At 69.5% G+C, this 17,484-nt stretch carries 12 protein-coding genes and 1 tRNA gene; 7 read left to right on the top strand and 6 right to left on the bottom strand.

Annotated elements, in window-relative coordinates; translation table 11 throughout:
- The first annotated feature begins 93 nt into the window (after nucleotides 1-93).
- The 3 genes from glgX to ACFYMC_RS04240 all read left to right on the top strand — a co-directional run bounded on the left by glgX (nucleotide 94) and on the right by ACFYMC_RS04240 (nucleotide 6,655).
- Nucleotides 94-2,211, top strand: coding sequence for a glycogen debranching protein GlgX (gene glgX / locus ACFYMC_RS04250; RefSeq protein WP_388518535.1), 2,118 nt, complete (start codon nucleotides 94-96; stop codon nucleotides 2,209-2,211).
- Nucleotides 2,212-2,801: 590 nt separating this feature from the next.
- Nucleotides 2,802-5,252, top strand: coding sequence for a malto-oligosyltrehalose synthase (gene treY, locus ACFYMC_RS04245; RefSeq protein WP_388518533.1), 2,451 nt, complete (start codon nucleotides 2,802-2,804; stop codon nucleotides 5,250-5,252).
- Between the two features lie 134 nt (nucleotides 5,253-5,386).
- Complete coding sequence (locus tag ACFYMC_RS04240) at nucleotides 5,387-6,655, top strand: M14 family zinc carboxypeptidase (protein WP_388518531.1); 1,269 nt, start codon at nucleotides 5,387-5,389, stop codon at nucleotides 6,653-6,655.
- A gap of 92 nt (nucleotides 6,656-6,747) precedes the next feature.
- Here the strand turns inward: ACFYMC_RS04240 and ACFYMC_RS04235 are convergent, their stop codons facing one another.
- Nucleotides 6,748-7,296 carry an FHA domain-containing protein gene (locus ACFYMC_RS04235; RefSeq protein WP_388518528.1) on the bottom strand — a complete coding sequence of 183 codons (549 nt, stop codon included), beginning with the start codon at nucleotides 7,294-7,296 and terminating at the stop codon, nucleotides 6,748-6,750.
- Nucleotides 7,297-7,411: 115 nt separating this feature from the next.
- Between ACFYMC_RS04235 and treZ the strand changes: the two genes are divergently transcribed.
- Nucleotides 7,412-9,187, top strand: a complete 1,776-nt coding sequence (treZ, locus tag ACFYMC_RS04230; protein ID WP_388518525.1) for a malto-oligosyltrehalose trehalohydrolase — start codon at nucleotides 7,412-7,414, stop codon at nucleotides 9,185-9,187.
- Nucleotides 9,188-9,367: 180 nt separating this feature from the next.
- Here the strand turns inward: treZ and ACFYMC_RS04225 are convergent, their stop codons facing one another.
- Nucleotides 9,368-10,261 carry a LysR family transcriptional regulator gene (locus ACFYMC_RS04225; RefSeq protein WP_388518522.1) on the bottom strand — a complete coding sequence of 298 codons (894 nt, stop codon included), beginning with the start codon at nucleotides 10,259-10,261 and terminating at the stop codon, nucleotides 9,368-9,370.
- 93 nt (nucleotides 10,262-10,354) lie between these two features.
- Between ACFYMC_RS04225 and ACFYMC_RS04220 the strand changes: the two genes are divergently transcribed.
- The 3 genes from ACFYMC_RS04220 (at nucleotide 10,355) to ACFYMC_RS04210 (ending at nucleotide 13,752) form a co-directional block, all read left to right on the top strand.
- A complete protein-coding gene (locus tag ACFYMC_RS04220; RefSeq protein WP_388518519.1) occupies nucleotides 10,355-11,146 on the top strand; it encodes a hypothetical protein in 792 nt (263 codons plus the stop codon).
- A gap of 251 nt (nucleotides 11,147-11,397) precedes the next feature.
- Nucleotides 11,398-11,470, top strand: a tRNA-His gene (locus ACFYMC_RS04215).
- 686 nt (nucleotides 11,471-12,156) lie between these two features.
- Complete coding sequence (locus ACFYMC_RS04210) at nucleotides 12,157-13,752, top strand: nucleobase:cation symporter-2 family protein (protein ID WP_388518516.1); 1,596 nt, start codon at nucleotides 12,157-12,159, stop codon at nucleotides 13,750-13,752.
- Between the two features lie 136 nt (nucleotides 13,753-13,888).
- Here the strand turns inward: ACFYMC_RS04210 and msrB are convergent, their stop codons facing one another.
- The 4 genes from msrB to ACFYMC_RS04190 form a co-directional block, all read right to left on the bottom strand.
- Nucleotides 13,889-14,299, bottom strand: a complete 411-nt coding sequence (gene msrB / locus ACFYMC_RS04205) for a peptide-methionine (R)-S-oxide reductase MsrB (protein WP_388518513.1) — start codon at nucleotides 14,297-14,299, stop codon at nucleotides 13,889-13,891.
- 75 nt (nucleotides 14,300-14,374) lie between these two features.
- On the bottom strand, nucleotides 14,375-15,772 hold the full coding sequence (murC, locus tag ACFYMC_RS04200) for a UDP-N-acetylmuramate--L-alanine ligase (RefSeq protein ID WP_388518510.1): 1,398 nt from the start codon (nucleotides 15,770-15,772) through the stop codon (nucleotides 14,375-14,377).
- A gap of 182 nt (nucleotides 15,773-15,954) precedes the next feature.
- Nucleotides 15,955-16,422 (bottom strand): indole-3-glycerol phosphate synthase, encoded by a 468-nt coding sequence (locus tag ACFYMC_RS04195; RefSeq protein ID WP_388518507.1) that lies wholly within the window; start codon nucleotides 16,420-16,422, stop codon nucleotides 15,955-15,957.
- Between the two features lie 121 nt (nucleotides 16,423-16,543).
- Nucleotides 16,544-17,449 (bottom strand): pyrimidine reductase family protein, encoded by a 906-nt coding sequence (locus ACFYMC_RS04190; RefSeq protein WP_388518504.1) that lies wholly within the window; start codon nucleotides 17,447-17,449, stop codon nucleotides 16,544-16,546.
- Between the last annotated feature and the right edge of the window lie 35 nt (nucleotides 17,450-17,484).

The raw sequence follows: 17,484 nt of genomic DNA, 5'->3' as shown, positions 1-17,484 counted from the left end.
GACGGCCGCAAGTCCCCGCAGGTTGCCCTTCTTTCAGGGAAGATCTGGCCGAGATAAGAGCGAATGCCCGTCGGGAGCGGAAGAGCCATCCATATGCAGGTCTGGCCGGGACAGCGGTACCCACTCGGCGCCACGTACGACGGCGCCGGCACCAACTTCGCGGTCTTCTCGGAGGCCGCCAGACGGATCGAGCTGTGCCTGTTGCACGACGACGGCTCCGAGACGGCTGTCGAACTGCGCGAGACCGATGCCTTCGTCAGGCACGCCTACCTACCGGGGATCATGCCCGGCCAACGGTACGGCTTCCGCGTTCACGGGCCCTACGCGCCCGAACGCGGCCAGCGCTGCAACAGCGCCAAGCTTCTGCTCGACCCATATGCCCGGGCGATCAGCGGCTCCATCAACTGGGGCGAGGCGGTCTACGGCTACCACTTCGGCAAGCCCGACTCACGCAACGACCTCGACTCGGCCCCGCACACCATGAGCTCGGTGGTCGTCAACCCGTACTTCGACTGGGGGAACGACCGTCCACCGCGCACCGAATACCACCACACCGTCCTCTACGAGGCCCACGTCAAGGGCCTGACGATGCGACATCCGGCGCTGCCCGAGGAACTGCGCGGCACCTACGCGGCGCTCGCCCACCCCGCGGTGATCGAGCACCTGGTCAAACTCGGAGTCACCGCACTCGAACTGATGCCCGTACACCAGTTCGTCAACGATCACCGGTTGGTCAACGACGGCCTGGCGAACTACTGGGGCTACAACACCATCGGATTCTTCGCGCCCCACAACGCCTACGCCTCCTGGGGAGACCGCGGCCAACAGGTGCTGGAGTTCAAATCGGCCGTCCGGGCACTGCACGAGGCGGGTATCGAGGTCATCTTGGACGTGGTCTACAACCACACGGCCGAGGGCAACCACCTGGGACCCACCCTGTCCTTCCGCGGGCTGGACAACGCTTCGTACTACCGCCTCTCACAGGACGCCAGGTACTACACGGACACCACGGGGACGGGGAACTCGCTCCTGATGCGTTCGCCGCACGTGCTTCAGCTGATCATGGACTCGCTGCGCTACTGGGTCACCGAGATGCATGTGGACGGCTTCCGCTTCGACCTCGCCGCGACCCTGGCCCGCCAGTTCCACGAGGTCGACCGCCTCTCCTCCTTCTTCGACCTGGTGCAACAAGATCCGGTGGTGAGCCGGGTCAAGTTGATCGCCGAGCCCTGGGACGTGGGTGAAGGCGGCTACCAGGTGGGGAACTTCCCCCCGCTGTGGACCGAATGGAACGGCAAGTACCGCGATACCGTCCGGGATCTCTGGCGCGGTCAGCCGCGCACTTTGGCGGAGTTCGCCGGGCGACTGACCGGCTCCTCCGACCTGTACCAGGACGACGGGCGCCGCCCGCTGGCCTCCATCAACTTTGCGACCTGCCATGACGGTTTCACATTGCACGATCTCGTGTCATACAATGACAAGCACAACGAGGCCAACCGAGAGGGCAATCGGGACGGTGAGAGCCACAACCGGTCCTGGAACTGCGGAGCGGAGGGTCCCACCGACGATCCGGGTGTACTGGAGCTGCGCGCACGCCAGATGCGCAACTTCGTCGCGACCCTGATGCTCTCGCAGGGTGTGCCCATGCTCAGCCACGGCGACGAGTTCGCCCGCACCCAGGGCGGCAACAACAACGCCTACTGCCAGGACAATGAGGTGTCCTGGATCACCTGGCCGAAGGAAGGAGAACCCGGCACACCCCTGCTGGGGTTCACCCGCAGGATGGTGTGGCTACGACGCAACCACCCGGTCTTTCGGCGCCGCCGCTTCTTCCACGGCCGTCCGGTGGAGGGGACCCACGACGAGCTCTCCGACATCGCCTGGTTCACCCCCGAGGGCGAGGAGATGACGGCCAGGGACTGGCAGTCGCAACACGCAAGGGCCCTGACGGTGTTCCTCAACGGCGAGGCGATCTCGGAGCCGGGCCCACGCGGGGAACGCATCGCCGATGACGCCTTCCTGCTGATGTTCAACACCGGCGCGGACCTCCTGGAGTTCGTCGTACCGCCGGGACACGGAAAGCAGTGGCGTGTCGTGGTGGACACCGCCTTCGACGACGGCGCCCCGCCGCGCCCCGCTCCTCCCTTGGCCGCGGGCGACCAGTTGACACTGATCGGCAGGAGCCTGGTGGTCCTGCAACGGCCCGCCTGAGGGCCACCCGCACGGTTCGGGCCGGCCGCCCCCGCGAGCCCGCCTGACGACGGGCCCCGGCGACACCATTGGCCAGGTCCGCGGTCGGCTCCGCCGGCCGCCGCTCCCCGCCCCTCTCCTCGGGGAGCGGCGGGGAGCGGAAGCCGCGCCGGAAACCGGGACGTCAGCGCCAAGGCCGCCGCGACCACCGTCACCGCAAGAGCGTCAGCGGGCCCGCGGCGATCCGCCAACTACCCCGCGAGCGCCGACGACAGAGCCTGTCCGGCGTCCAGGGATCCGATGGCGAGCGCGTCAGCCCTGGTCGCCGTCCGGATGACGGGCCGCTGTTCAGGCGATCTGTCAGCGGCCCGATCCACGGTCACCGCGCCCGGCCCGGTGGTGGGGACGACCAGCCCAACGACGCCCAACTGCGACATCGCCACGGGACGTCTTGCCAGGAAGGGAAGGACGGAGGCGAAGGGACCCGATCGGGGCGATGACCGGACGGTGCGCCGCCTGGGCCCTTACCGCTACCGAGGGTAACCACGTGCGTTCACTCGGATGCACAGGGCAATGACACAGAAGCCGGATCCTTGGGTACGTACGTTCCCATGACCCAGGAGCCCGCACGGAAGATTCCGACCGCCACCTATCGACTCCAGATCCAACCGCGCTTCCCCTTCGCGGCGGCGGAGCGGTCCGTGCCGTACCTCGCCGACCTCGGTGTGTCCCACCTCCACCTGTCGCCGGCGCTGGAGGCCGCAGCGGGCTCCAGCCACGGCTACGACGTGGTGGACCACGGCAAGGTGCGCGAGGAACTCGGGGGTGAGGATGGGCTGAGGTCGTTGGCGGACCGAGCGCGGTCCCACGGGATGGGCTTGGTGCTGGACATCGTGCCGAACCACATGGCGGTGCCGACACCGCTTCGACTCAACCGTGCACTGTGGGACGTACTGAAACACGGTGAAGTGTCACCGTACTCAAGGTGGTTTGACATCGACTGGGCGGCGGGAGGCGGGCGGCTCCTCCTCCCGGTGCTCGCCGACCGTCTGACCAAGGAGCTCCCCCGCCTCCATGTAGAGGCGAACGACGGGGAAGCGGTCCTGAGGTACGGAACCCAGGAGTTTCCGCTGCGGGCGGGTACGTCCGGACTACCGCTTCGCGAGCTCGTCGACGCCCAGTGGTACCGACTGGCTTGGTGGCGCACCGCACGCACCGAGCTCAACTACCGCCGGTTCTTCACCATCTCCGAGCTCATCGGCCTCCGGGTCGAGGACCCGGAGGTCTTCCGGAGTACCCACCGCAAGGTTCTCGAACTCCTTCACGACGGCGTGCTCGACGGGCTGCGCATCGACCATCCCGACGGACTGGCCGACCCCGAGGCCTATCTGCGCACGCTCCACACCGCAAGCGGCGGCGCCTGGACCGTCGTGGAGAAGATCCTGGCCACCGACGAGGTCCTGCCACCGCAATGGCCAGTGGCTGGCACCACCGGCTACGACGCCCTGTACCGCATCGACGGCCTGTTCACCGATCCGCAGGGGATTACCGAAATCACCGATCACTACCGCGAGTTCACTGCCGCCGAGGAGGCCCGGGGAAGCAACTGGAGAGCGACGGCCGCCCGAGCCGCCCAGGAGGTGGCCCAACACGATCTGGCGGCCGAGATCGGTGCACTGGTGCGGATGGCCCGCGCCATCGACGATGCTCGGGGGCAGCACGCCGACGCCGGCGGACCACACTGCGCGGAACTCCCGCGCGCGTTGCGCGCGGTACTCCAGGCCATGCCCGTCTACCGACCCTACGGCACGGGCGGAGCCACCGAGTCAGCCGCCGGGACGGCCGCGGTGGAGACGGCAGCCCGACAAGCACTCGACGAGCGCGTCAGCGCCGGAACAACACCGGACTCAGGCGCCGCGACACCTGACTTCACACGCGCGGTCGAGTTCGTCAAGGACCTGGTGCTCGGCCGGTGCGGGTCCGGCTCCAAGCAGCGGGCGTTTCGTACCCGCTTCGCCCAGGTCTCCTCGGCTCTACGCGCCAAGTCGCTTGAGGATCGGGCCTTCTACCGCTACGCCCCCCTGCTGTCCGCGACCGAGGTCGGCGGCGCCCCCGGGGCTCCAGCCGTATCTCCGCCGCAGTTCCATGCCTACTGCGACCATCTCGTCCGTCACTGGCCGCTGGGCGGAACGGTGTTGAGTACGCATGACACCAAGCGCAGTGGCGACGTCCGGGCCCGGATCAGGGTGCTGTCCCAGTGCCCCGGGCGGTGGCGCGAGCTCGTCGCGAAAGCGAGCGCCCACACAGCGGCGCAAGCGCCCGACGCCCATCTGGCTTGGGTCGCCTGGCAGACCCTGTTCGGTCTGGGCGCGCAGGACGAGGAAGGCCGGGTGGCGGGTGCACTGCTCAAGGCAGCCCGGGAGGCCGCGCTCCACACCGACTGGCTCGACCCGCAGGAGGGGTACGAACGCGCCCTCCAGCGGTTTGCCGCGGTGGGCCTGGGGGGCCCGGCCGCCGCGCTCGTCGAAGAACTCTCCGCTGAACTCGCTCCCCATACCGAGGCGGACGTCCTCGGCGCCACGCTGGTCCACCTGACCATGCCGGGGGTGCCCGAGATCTACCAGGACACCGAGTCGGAGTACCTCGCCCTGGTCGACCCCGACAACCGCTCCCCCGCCCGCTTGTGCACCGGCGAACAGGTCACGGCGGGCCTTGGGACGCGCAAGCTGGCCCTGACCCGGCAGGTTCTGCGGCTGCGTAGGGCCCGTCCCGAGGCGTTCGGTGCGGGCCCCGGCTCGTACCTTCCCTTGAGCGCCGAAGGACCGTCGGCGGAGCACTGCGTGGCCTACGCAAGGGGGGAGCGGGTGGTGACGGTGGTGACCCGGCTGTCCCTGCGGCTGGCGGAATCGGGGGGCTGGCGGGACACTCGGCTCTCGCTTCCGGCGGGCCGGTGGCGGAAGGTGTTCCCCGCCAGTGACCGTCTCTGGGGCCAAGACCGGCTGACGCTCGCGGACCTGCTCACCGACGGCCCGGTTGCCCTGCTGGTCCGCGTAGACGGGTGAGCCGAGATTCGGACCCGGTCCGTGGCGATCCCCTGTGGGCCCTTTGACGTATCCCGTCGCCCCCGGCACAGGTGGCAGGTAAAGGCGCCCCGTCTGATGTAGTGCGGCGGGTGCGGCGTGGGCATGGCAACGGGGTGACACTACTGAGTGAAGTGCGCTACCCCACCGCCGAGGAACTCGCCCGCGCCGCCGGCGCCCTGGTCCACCACCATCCCGGACTCGCACGTCTGGACCAGGCGGGCATCTCCCGCGGCGGGCACCCCTTGTGGGTGCTGCGTGCCGGTCGACCGAGCCTCTCGGCGGAGCACAACGTCCTGGTGGTCGCCGGCGCTCACCCCAACGAGCCGGTGGGCGGGCTGACCGCTCTTGCCCTCGCCCATCGGGTGTTGGAGCAAAGGACGCTACGCTCACGCTGCACCTGGCACTTCCTGCTGTGTGCGGACCCAGACGGCGCCGCCCTGCACCGCACCCCGCAGCCGCGGGACCTGCTGGACTACCACCGCTACTTCTACCGGCCTCCCGGGCCGGAGCAGCCCGAGTGGGCACCCTCGCTCCTTCCCGCGGATCGACTGCCACCGGAAACCCGCGCGCTCATCGGCCTCATCGACGAGTTGCGGCCGGTACTCCAGGTCTCCCTCCACGCGACCGACCTCGGTGGCAGCTGGGTGCAGCTCACCCGCGACATCCCGGGGCTCGCCGAGCCGTTCACGAAGTCAGCCGCTGAACTGCGCATCCCGTTGGAGACCAGTGCCTCCGACGCCGCCGGCTGGCCCTCGTCGGGGCCGGGAATCTTCGTGATGCCTCCGTCGGGCGCGTTGGACCCGGGCCGGGCGCCTGCCGAAGACGCCCGGCTGAGCACCTGGTGCCGCGCTCACCGCTACGCCGGGACCACCGCCATCATCGAGGTTCCGATGTGGGCGAGCGATCTCGTCGACGACCCGGCCCCACACCCCGATCCCGAACAGTCCCTGCACCGGTTCGCAGACCGGCTGCTGGCCGAAGCCGGGCGGGTGGCCGCCGTACTGCGGGCCACGCGCGGCGTGCTACCGCACGAGGGCGACCCCCTCCTGCGCGCTGTCGAGTGGACCTTGGGTTTGATCCCTCACATAGCCACCGGTTGGCTCGACCAACCTCCAGAACAAGCGAGCTCGGCCTGCATCGCGAGCATCGACGCCTTCGGTAGACGTCTGGTGCTACGCGCTGCGGCCATGCTCCTGCGGGTCCTGCGATCATCCGACCGTCCTGGAACTGCCGCCACCACCTTGGAGGGGCTCGTAGCACATTGGTGCGCCACCTTCGCGACGCGCTTCCAGGCGCGCTGGGTGCCCGTGGCCGTACAAGTGGAGCATCAGTCCCGTACCGCTCTGGCGGCGTACGAGCGGCTGCCCGCCCTCGCGGGTTGACTCCTCCTCCCAAGTCGAACGCGGCAGTTGCGGACCCACCGAGGATGTCGCCGCAGTGTGCAGCCCGGCTGCCGCGCACCATCGAGGACGTCTCAACGTGCGGCAAGACGGAAACACATGTGCCCGAAACTCACCTGGTCACCCTCGCGCACCACCGCCGAGCCGGTCACTCGGCGGCCGTTGACCGTGGTGCCGTTCGTCGAGCCGAGGTCCCGCAGCACCCAGGTGCCTTCTTGCATGCCCAGTTCGGCATGCCGCCGGGAAACCGTGTCGTGGCTCAGTCGCAGCCCGCTGCCGGGATCGCGGCCTATGGTGAGGGGGAACGGTCCAGGCTGCGGCAAGAGAAGTCTCGGAAGCTTCTCCACCTGCCAGGCGCGGCGCAGGCCCACCCAGAAGGCAGAAGCCCGGCCGACCCAGCCGAACAGTCTGCGTGAGAGGACGCTCTCCGTGCCCAGGTCGGCGGTGAGTACGGCAAGTTCTTCCCGGCGCCTGGCGACGAGTGCGAGTTCCATCCGGCGCAGGAAGGTGTCATGGGACAACTTGCCCTCTGCGGCTCCATCGCGCAGCCGGCCAAGAACACGCTCCCGCTCGGCATCGGAGGGCCGAGCGGGGTAGGTGTGGGACTCGGAGCTGGACGTCACAGTGGTGATTGTCGGCCCGTCAGTGCCCGGGTGTCCAGAAGGTCCGGCTCCTGCGGCCCATGATGAGGCGAGTGAGAAGAGCGACCGACCCCAGGGAATCGAGGTGATCTGCCGGATGAGGTTCGAGGTGTGGGCGCCGCGGGCGGAGCGGGTGACGCTGCGGCTGAGCCAAGGTGGTGATCGGGATGGCGACGGTCCGCTCGGCGCCCATCCGATGTCGGCGGAGCCGGGGCTGCCCGGGTGGTGGTCCGCCGAGGCTCCGGCCGAGGCTGGCGACCTGTACGGGTTCCAGTTGGACGAGGATCCGACACTGCGCCCTGATCCGCGCTCGCGCAGGCAGCCGCTGGGGCCGGACGGGCTCAGCGCCGTCGTCGACCACGAGGCGTACTCCTGGCGTGCAACGTCACCGGTGAACGTATTGCAGGATGCTGTCATCTACGAGTTGCACATCGGAACCTACACCCCCGAAGGCACCTTCGACGCCGCGTCCGAGCACCTCGACCATCTCGCCGGACTCGGGATCACCCACATCGAGCTCCTACCGGTCTGCCCGTTCCCGGGCAGACACGGCTGGGGATACGACGGGGTCTCCCCATGGGCCGTACACGAGCCCTACGGCGGCCCCGAAGGCCTCAAACGCTTCGTGGATGCCGCCCACGGACACGGTCTCGCGGTCCTCTTGGACGTGGTCCACAACCACCTCGGCCCCTCCGGCAACCACCTCCCCGCCTTCGGGCCCTACTTCACCGACACCCACCACACGCCGTGGGGCGCGGCCGTGAACCTCGACGCGCCCTGCTCCGACGAAGTCCGGGCCTACCTGATCGGCAGTGCGCTGGCCTGGTTGCGCGACTACCGCGTGGACGGACTCCGTCTGGACGCCGTGCACACGCTCGCCGACAACCGCGCACTGGGCTTCCTGGAGGAGCTGTCCGCGCAGGTGGACGCGCTGGCCGGCGAGTCGGGGCGCTCTCTTCTGCTGATCGCCGAGTCGGACCTGGCCGACCCGCGCACCACCACTTCGCGCGAGGACGGCGGCCTCGGCTTGCAGGCCCAGTGGAACGACGACTTCCACCATGCCCTGCACACCTCGCTCACGGGCGAGTCCCAGGGCTACTACGCCGACTTCGCCAAGGCCCCCCTGGCGGCCCTAGCCAAGACCTTGACGCGAGTGTTCTTCCATGACGGCACCTACTCCAGCTTCCGCGGTCGCAGCCACGGTCGTCCCGTCGACCGCCGCACCACTGCCGCACACCGGTTCCTCGGCTACGCCCAGACCCATGACCAGATCGGCAACCGAGCGCTCGGCGACCGGCTTTCCGCCAACGTCTCGGACGGCCTGCTGGCCTGTGCCGCTGCCCTGACGCTGACCGGGCCGTTCGTCCCGATGCTCTTCATGGGCGAGGAGTGGGGAGCGCGTACCCCCTGGCAGTTTTTCACCGATCACACCGATCCGGAGTTGGCCGAGGCCGTGCGTACGGGTCGGCGCCGTGAGTTCGCGGCGCACGGGTGGCAGACCGAGGAGATTCCCGACCCCCAGGACCCACGCACTCGGGACCGCTCCTGCCTCAACTGGGCCGAGTTGGAGCAAACCGGACCCAGAAAGTTGCTCGACTGGCACCGACGCCTGATCACGCTGCGCCACCACCTGCCCGACCTTCGCGACCCCGATCTCGCCTCGGTGCGGGTGGCGTTCGACGAACAGCGGCGCTGGTTCACCTTCCGCCGTGGCGAGGTCCGCGTGGCGGTGAACCTGAGCCCAGAGGCGACCACCGTGGCACTAGGGCGCAACGGCGTCAGGGTTCTGGCGTCCTGGCTCCCCGTCGAACACCCCGGGCAGGACGGGCGGCTGACCATGCCCGGCGAGTGCGCGGTGATCCTGGGCCCCTGATCCGTTGCCCCCGTCGGCACCGGCGAGCATCCCCACGGGACTGCCCTGAGCCCATGAGGGAGGCTGCGCACGGGTGACCGGTGGGTTCGTCGGGGCGCTGAGTCGGGAGCAAGTGGCAGTGTGGAGTCGGGGATATCACTGCAAGCTCACATGTCACACGAGGAACTCATATGCCATGCGTCACTGCCCCCGGGCGGTCGGGACCGGACCGGCATGGGCCAACAGCCGGCCGGCCGCCACGGCAGCCGCGGCCGTGGGCACCTTGGGCACCAGGACCTCCGTGCGGTGCACCAGGGCCGGCGAGGCCAGCGGCACCGCTACCCCCACGCCGGCCGCCCCCGCCACTGACCGCGGCAACAGCGCCAACCCGTGCCCGGCGGCAGCCAGACGGCACAGGGTGCTCACGTCCGTGCCGTCGTACCGCAAGGACTGACGAAACCGCGCACCGGACAACGTCGATCGCAGGCCTTCCAGGGGCAGGGCCGTACCTGGTGCGTCAAGCCAGCGGGCGTCCGCGAGGTCGGCGAGGTCGAGCGCAGGACATCGGGCGAGTGGATGCCCCGCTGGCAACAGCACAGCCAAAGGCTCCTCCGCGACTCCGGTGACGGTGAGGGGCGCGAGGTCGGGCAGCCGAAGGGGATCGCTAGGAGCCGCCACGCCGTCGACGAGCCCGAGGTCACCATCACCGCTGGCCACCGCGAGGGGGACGGTCTCGCGGTCCACCACGCGCAGGGTGACTCCCGTGTTGGGGAGTGCTGCGACGGCTCCCGCACCGAGGGCCAGCGGCGAAGCCGTAACGGTGAGCCGCTCCGGCGGGGACGCGGTCAGGCGCAGCAGGTCCGCCCGGGCCGCATCCAGCCGCAGCAGGAGGGGGCGGGCGTGTTCGAGCAGCCTTTCTCCGGCAGGAGTGGGGGCGACGGGGCGACGGCCGAGCAGGGGCGTACGCAGGTCGCTCTCCAGGGCAGCGATCTGCTGGGACACCGCCGACTGGGTATAGCCGAGCTCTCGTGCGGCAGCGGAGAAGGAGGCGCACCGTGCAACGGTGACGAAGGTGCGCAGCAGGTGGGGGTCCATGACTCCAGTATGAGTGCGCCATAAGGTCACCTGATGGATCAAGCACGATCAATCGTTGGCGCTGAACCAGCTGCCTGATCCAGGATGATCTGCATGACCGACGACACCACGACCGAGGTGCAATCCGCTCCCCGGAGCTTGCCAACCGAACCACACCTGACGATTGTGCCTCGGGCCACGACGGCACGCGTCGCCCTGGTGGGTGACCGCTCACCGCATGTGACCGCCCATTCCCGGATCCCCGCCCTGCTTGATGCGCTCGCCGAACGCGACCGGCTGGTACTGGACGGGTACTGGATCTCGACCGAGGCAGCAGCCGATCCCGCGGCCTGCGGCCTTGAGTCATTCGACGCCGTCTGGTTGCTCCCCGGCAGCCCGTACGCGAGCGAGGCGGGAGCCCTCGCGGCCATCCGCACGGCGCGCGAGCAGGGCATCCCCTTCCTCGGTACCTGTGGGGGTTTCCAGCACACCTTGCTGGAGTACGCGCGGCATGCGAGCGGGCTGCCGCAGGTGGCCCACGCCGAGAACGATCCGGAGGCCGAGGACCTCCTCATCGCACCGCTGGCCTGCTCACTGGTGGGCCACGAGGGCGTCGTCCTGCTGGAAGCGGGTTCGTTGGCGGAACGAATACTGGGCGCCCCGCGCAGCGTCGAGCGCTACCACTGCTCCTACGGGCCGCACCCGCGGCACCTGGCGACCCTGCGCGAGCACGGCCTTCGCTTCAGCGGTCAGGACGAAGACGGACAACCGCGGGTGGCCGAACTCCCCGGCCACCCCTTCTTCCTCGCCAGCCTCTTCCAGCCCGAGTTGTACGGGGACGGCAGCACCCCGCACCCTCTGGTACGCGCACTGGCGGCGGCTGCCGTGGCGCACGCGGCTCGCTAGCGCCGCCACCGGGAGGGTTCGCGGCGTGCGTCGCGGTGCCTGACGCGGCGCAGCACCGCCCCGAGTCCCAGGCGCGCGGTCGGTGCGACAACGCGGCGAGGCGCCCTGCCGAACACCGGGGCCGGTGAACCCTTCCGGTCGCAGCGCCCGCGGGCTGTTCCGGGTGGGGCAGGCTGGCGGCGAACCGGGCATCCGGGCTGATCCGCTATGCTGTGCGTGCACATCGAACGGGCGGCCCGCCGCCCTTCGTGGTGGGTGTAGCTCAGTTGGTAGAGCACCTGGTTGTGGTCCAGGTGGCCGCGGGTTCAAGTCCCGTCACTCACCCTTTCTCCCTTGGGGGCACGAGATCCTTCTCGTGCCCCCAAGTCGTACCCACCCGGCCGTTCCGCGGTGCCCGTCGCACGAGGCCCATCACACTGGTCTGCCGCGGGGGCGAAGGGGGCTCCGGGGCGGACTTCGAGTCGCGACCACCGCTCACGGGCGGGTATCTGCCACCCCACCTCCATGAGTGGGCTAGGACCAGAGCAACGGCGCGAACCCGACTTGCGCAATGGCTGTGAGTGAGGTCGCGCGGTACGCCGCAATGTCACGCATCACAGCATTCCCGCACAGCGGACGCAGCACAGCGAATATCGGGCGCTCCCTCCATGAGGGGTTCCACTTCGACGAACGGCGCACTGGAAGAGGTTCGGAAACCAGAGGTCCGCGCGTCCGCGAGCCAGTCGGGCCTCACAGCACCGCGCGGGCGAATACCGGAAACGGCGCCCCCCTACCATCGTGCGAAACCCCAAAAGAACGACACCTGCGCGCTGACTCTTTGGAGAAGTAGCCGATGTGCGCCAACACCGCTGTGGGCGTTTGATTTCGGTCACACAGGAGGTCGCCGCCCGTAACACGGCGCCGCTTCCATGCATGCGACTGCGCTGAAACCCCGACCCCGCCCACCGACGGCCGGACCGGGGATAACCAGAAACCTCTCAACTGACGTACCCCCGAAGGGCAAGGCAGAGATGGCACGTGTCGCCGCCCGGCTCTCCAGTAACGGAGAGCAGAGCACCCACCCGGTCGACGAGGTGCTCCCCGTACCCCGGCTCGCGCTTTACGGGTTCCAGCATGTACTGGCGTTCTATGCGGGCGCCGTTATCGTTCCGATCCTCGTGGGCTCGGCGCTCGGGCTCAGCACCGAGCAACTGGTCTACCTGATCAACGCGGACCTGTTCACCTGCGGCATAGCCTCGATCATCCAGGCTTGGGGCATAGGCCGGGTGGGCGCCCGGCTACCGCTGATCCAGGGCGTCACCTTCACCGCGGTCTCCCCGATGATCGCCATCGGACTGGGAGCCGGCGGTGGCACCTCGGCCCTGTTGGTCATCTACGGCGCCGTGATCACGGCCGGTATGGCCACCTTCGCCTTCGCCTGGCTCCCGGCCAAGGCCTTCCGTGCGGTCCTGCGGATCTTCCCGCCCGTGGTGACCGGCTCGGTGATCACGATCCTCGGCATCGTACTCATCCCCGTCGGCCTCAACGACGCGGCGGGCGGCCTCGGCAGCCCCGACTACGGTGACCCCAAGAACTTCGCCTACGCGGGCGGGACCATGCTGTTCATCCTGGTCCTGATGAAGATCGGTAAGCCCTTCCTGTCGAGCATCTCGATCCTGTTGGGCCTGGTGGGGGGCACCGCCCTGGCCTTCCTGCTCGGCGACGCGTCCTTCGCCGACGTGGGCAAGTCAGACTGGATCGGCGTCACCACGCCGTTCCACTTCGGAATGCCGCGCTTCGAGTGGTTCCCCATCCTGCTGATGCTGATCGTCATGCTGATCACGATGGTGGAGACCACTGGCGACACCTACGCCATCGGCGACATCGTCGGCAAGAAGATCGACGGCGAGACGGTTGCCCGCGCTCTGCGCGCCGACGGGGCGGCCACGGCACTGGGCGGCATCCTCAACTCCTTCCCCTACGTGGCCTTTGCGGAGAACGTGGGCCTGGTGCGGATGACTAAGGTCAAGAGCCGGTTCGTGGTGGTGGCCGCGGGTGTCTTCATGATCATCCTTGGTCTCCTGCCGAAGGCGGCGGCGGCGGTGGCCGCCGTCCCGCACCCGGTCCTCGGCGGCGCTGCGACCGTGATGTTCGCCATGGTCGCCCTGGCCGGCATCCAGACGCTGGCCAAGGTAGATCTCAAGGAGGAGAAGAACGCGCTGGTCGTGGGAATCTCGCTGGCCGTCGCGCTCCTTCCCCCGACGGTTCCGGTCTTCTTCCAGGAAGGCATGAACAAGGACCTGTCCTCCCTGCTGAACAGTGGCGTCACCTTGGGTGCGACCGCTGCGATCGTCTTGAACCTGGTGTTCAACGGCCTCGGCAAGCCCTCCGTCGGCGAGCTCCCCGCCGGGGCCGTTCCTGCCCCCGCCGCCCCCGTGGACGGTCCTGCCCCGGACGGCCCCTCCGCACAGGCCCCCTCCTCCCCGGACTCCGCCTCACAGGTGCCGGCTACCACCGCCTCCGAGGCGGCGGAAGCCCTGATCAACGCCCCGGTCCCGGCCGAGGGCCCGGCGCCCGTACCCGATCAGGACGGCCCCTCCGCCCAGACCCCGGCCTCCCCGGCTTAGGTACCGGAGCCGCTGCGCATCGCAGCCCGGTGAAGACAAGACGGCGGCGACCGGGTAGGGGCGTTACCCCCTCACCCGGGCGCCGCCGTCAGGCATGGAGCAAGCCCGAGCAGCGTCGACCCGCAGGATGTCGGGGCTACCGCTCTTCGTCCGGGGTCAGCCGGAGCGAGATGGAATTGATGCAGTAGCGCTGGTCCGTGGGGGTGGGGTAGCCCTCGCCATCGAATACGTGACCGAGGTGCGAGCCGCACTTCGCGCACCGCACTTCGGTGCGGACCATTCCGTGTGAGGTGTCGGCCAGGAGCTCCACGGCCTCCGTGTCACGCGCGTCGTAGAAGCTGGGCCATCCGCAGTGCGACTCGAACTTCGTTTCGGAACGGAAGAGTTCAGCCCCGCAGGCCCTACAGGAGTAGACCCCGGCGGTCTTGGTCTCGGTGTACTCGCCGCGGAAGGCGGGCTCGGTGCCGGCGAGCCGGAGCACCTGGTATTCGGCCGGAGTCAGTTCGGCCTGCCACTGCTCGTCCGGCTTCTCGATCTCGTACGCCATGGCGCGCACTCCCCTCGGTTCGGTGGCTCTTCGACGCGGTGCCGCGCCCCTGCGGGGCTCGGGCGGGCGTGCGCCTCAGCCGGCCAGGCGGGCAAGGATCGCGGGGCCGAGGTCCGTGACGTCGCCCGCCCCCATGGTGAGAACGAGATCGCCGGGCTTGGCCATTCCAGCGATGAGTTCCGCCACCGCTCCCTTGTCGTGTTCGGCGGTGACGTCGGCGCCCGCCGCCCGGGCCGCGTCGATGATGATCGAGCTGGTGATGCCGGGGATCGGGTCCTCGCGCGCCGGGTAGATGTCGAGTACGACCGAGGCGTCGGCGAGCGCCAGCGCCTGACCCATCTCGATGCCCAACTCCTGGGTACGGGAGAAGAGGTGGGGTTGGAAGACCACCAGGACCCGAGCGTCTGCGGCGGCCGGGCGGATCGCTTCCAGGTCGGCGGTCATCTCGGTCGGGTGGTGCGCGTAGGAATCGATGACCTGTACTCCGCCGGCCTCGCCCTTGAGCTGGAGTCGGCGCTTGACTCCGGTGTAGCTGCCGAGCGCCGGGGCCAGCTGATCGGCGGGGACGCCCAGTGCGGCGCCGGCGGCGAGGGCTGCCACCGCGTTGTGCGCGTAGTGGCGACCGGGAACGGAGACGGTGAAGGTGAGCTGCGCACCGTCGATGACGACGGTCACCTCGCTGCTCAGGCCGTGTGCGCTCACGTCGAGAATGCGGACGTCGGCCGTCTCGCTCTCCCCGTAGGTCACGACCCGCACGGGCAGACTCAAGCGGACCCGGCGGGTGAGCTCGGCGGCTCCGGCCTGGTCGGCACAGATCACGAGGGTGCCGCCTTCGACGATCCGGGCGACGAAGGTCTCGAAGGACTCGTAGATCTCCTCCATCGAGGCGTAGTTCGCGTGGTGGTCGAGTTCGGCGTTGAGGACGATGGCGACCTCGGGGGCGTACTTGTGGAAGCTGCGATCACTCTCGTCCGCCTCGGCGACGAAGATCTCGCCTTCGCCGTGGTGGGCGTTGGAGCCGGGCGCGTCCAGGTCACCGCCGATGGCATAGGACGGGCCGAGGCCCAGCGAGGCCAGCGAGACGGCGAGCATGGAGGTGGTGGTGGTCTTGCCGTGGGTGCCGGCCACGGCGATGGGGCGCAGCCCGTTCATGAGGGAAGCGAGCGCGTCGGAGCGGTGGACCACCGGGATGCCCAGTTCGGCGGCTCGGGCGAGCTCGGGGTTGTCGGCGCGGATGGCGCTGGAGACCACGACGCTGGAGGCGTCCGCCGCAAGGTGGTCGGCCGCGTGGCCGATGTGGACGGTTGCCCCCAGGGCCCGCAGGGCGTCCGCGGTGGCGGAGTCCCGCGCGTCGCTGCCGGCCACCTTGGCGCCGCGCTGCGTGAGGATCTTGGCGATGCCCGACATTCCGGCGCCGCCGATGCCGATGAAGTGCGGTCGGTCCATGGCTGTGGGCAGGCCGGACGGCGTCATGCGGGTCGCTCCAGGTCCATCGGGGTGCAGTACGAGGTGCGCAGTACGGGACTGCGGCCGTGCCCGGCAGGGGCGCGACCCGGCAAGCCTAGCGTCCGTGGGGAGTGCGGTTCCGGAAAGGCGGCCGGGGTCGTCCGGTGACCACGCCGGTTGACGGCTGCCCGTCTCACCGGTCCCTGCGCTCAGTCGTTGTGGGCGAAGAGCTTGAGGACGGGGACACCGACCTTGTGCCGGGCACGGGAGGCCCAGTCCCGGTGGAAGAACTCCTCCACGAAGTGGGGCGCGGTCAGGACGATGACCTCGTCCGCGCCGGATTCCTCCACCACCGACTTGAGCTTGTCCAGCGGATGATCCTCCACGAGGTGACCGACGGCCTGGCTGCCGCTGTCGAGCAGGGCCTGGACGGAGTGCGCGAGAGCCGTCTCCGCCGGGCCGCGGGCTCCTTCGCCTCCCGGTTCGTCGCCCTCACGGATGGCCTCCGGGAGTTCACCGAGGGCGACGTCGTCGATGGCGCGCAGCAGCCTGTCCTGATCGCCCCGGGGTTGCAGGAGGACGATGAAGGAGACCGGGTCCTCTCCGTGCAGGGTGGTGACGAAGTCCACGTCTACGGATGTCAGAGGTCTCTCGATCATCAAAACGCTCGTGAACACGGACGCCCTCTCCTTCATGGACCGTGGCCCCTGCGGAAACCATCCTGCCCCGCTGTGACACGGGGCCGCGCTGACAGCATGCCCAGCCGACGTAAAGCGGAACGACAAATTCCGCTTGTTGTCAGATCCGACGGTAACGCGAGTAGAGGAAGCCGGCCTCCTCCAGCACGGACACCAGCCCGAGCCGTTCGGGCACGGCCAGGGCGGGGCCCCCGGCGATCCGTTGTGCACTGCCGGCGGTCAACATCGGGGACAGGGTCAAGCACAGCTCGTCAACGACCGAGGCCGCGATGAACTGCCCGAGCAGCCGCGGCCCGCCCTCGGTCAGCTGCCGCCGATATCCCCGCGCCCCCAGGGCTTTCACGGCTCGCTCCGGATCCACCGCGACGCCTTCGCCTGCGAACACCACCTCGACCCCGGCTCGGCGCGCGGCGGCGACGCGGTCGCCCGGAGCTCCCGCGCCCGTGAGGACCAACGACGGCACCAGCGCAGACGCGAACAGCGGCAGCGAGAGGTCCAGGTCCAGACCGGCACTGACCACCGCGATGGCCGCAGCTGGACCCTGGCCCGCAGCAGCACGACGGGCCGCGAAGGCCTCCCGCGCGCGAGCCGGGCGGTAGCCCTCCTGGCGCACGGTCTGGGCGCCGACGACCACCACGTCCGCCAGCGCTCGCAGGGTGCCGAAGATCCGCATGTCGGTGGCACAGGAGATGGGCTGCGAACGCCCCTCGTGCTGCGCGGCACCGTCCAGCGTGGAAACCATGTTCGCGCGGAGCCAGTGGCTGGGTGCGCCGGCGCGTACTCCGTCCGGGCGATGGTCCGCGTCGGCCCCGGGGCCACACGGGACACAGTCATCAGCCGAGCCCTCCGCCGGCCGGAAGGCCGGGCCGGTCAGGTCCGTGGCCGGTTCCCGGCCCTGTTCGTCCGCGAGGGGCGGATAGGCGTACGCCTCCGCCAGGTCGTCCAGGGTCCATTCCCGGTCACGGTTCTCGGCTGTCTGATCGGTCACAGGGAACAGGCGTCGCATGCGGTGCAGTGTGACACGCGCCTAGAGTTGATTGC

The sequence above is a fragment of the Streptomyces sp. NPDC006879 genome (assembly GCF_042869595.1).
GTDB lineage: Bacteria > Actinomycetota > Actinomycetes > Streptomycetales > Streptomycetaceae > Streptomyces.
The sequence above is the reverse complement of the archived record's forward strand: the minus strand, read 5'-3'. Positions and strand labels throughout refer to the sequence as shown.

Excerpts from the sequence above, each read along its gene's own strand:
- glgX (WP_388518535.1), top strand. The coding sequence starts at position 94 with ATGCAGGTCTGGCCGGGACAGCGGTACCCACTCGGCGCCACGTACGAC.
- treY (WP_388518533.1), top strand. The coding sequence starts at position 2,802 with ATGACCCAGGAGCCCGCACGGAAGATTCCGACCGCCACCTATCGACTC.
- treZ (WP_388518525.1), top strand. The coding sequence starts at position 7,412 with ATGAGGTTCGAGGTGTGGGCGCCGCGGGCGGAGCGGGTGACGCTGCGG.
- ACFYMC_RS04225 (WP_388518522.1), bottom strand. The coding sequence starts at position 10,261 with ATGGACCCCCACCTGCTGCGCACCTTCGTCACCGTTGCACGGTGCGCC.
- ACFYMC_RS04220 (WP_388518519.1), top strand. The coding sequence starts at position 10,355 with ATGACCGACGACACCACGACCGAGGTGCAATCCGCTCCCCGGAGCTTG.
- ACFYMC_RS04210 (WP_388518516.1), top strand. The coding sequence starts at position 12,157 with ATGGCACGTGTCGCCGCCCGGCTCTCCAGTAACGGAGAGCAGAGCACC.
- msrB (WP_388518513.1), bottom strand. The coding sequence starts at position 14,299 with ATGGCGTACGAGATCGAGAAGCCGGACGAGCAGTGGCAGGCCGAACTG.
- murC (WP_388518510.1), bottom strand. The coding sequence starts at position 15,772 with ATGACGCCGTCCGGCCTGCCCACAGCCATGGACCGACCGCACTTCATC.
- ACFYMC_RS04190 (WP_388518504.1), bottom strand. The coding sequence starts at position 17,449 with ATGCGACGCCTGTTCCCTGTGACCGATCAGACAGCCGAGAACCGTGAC.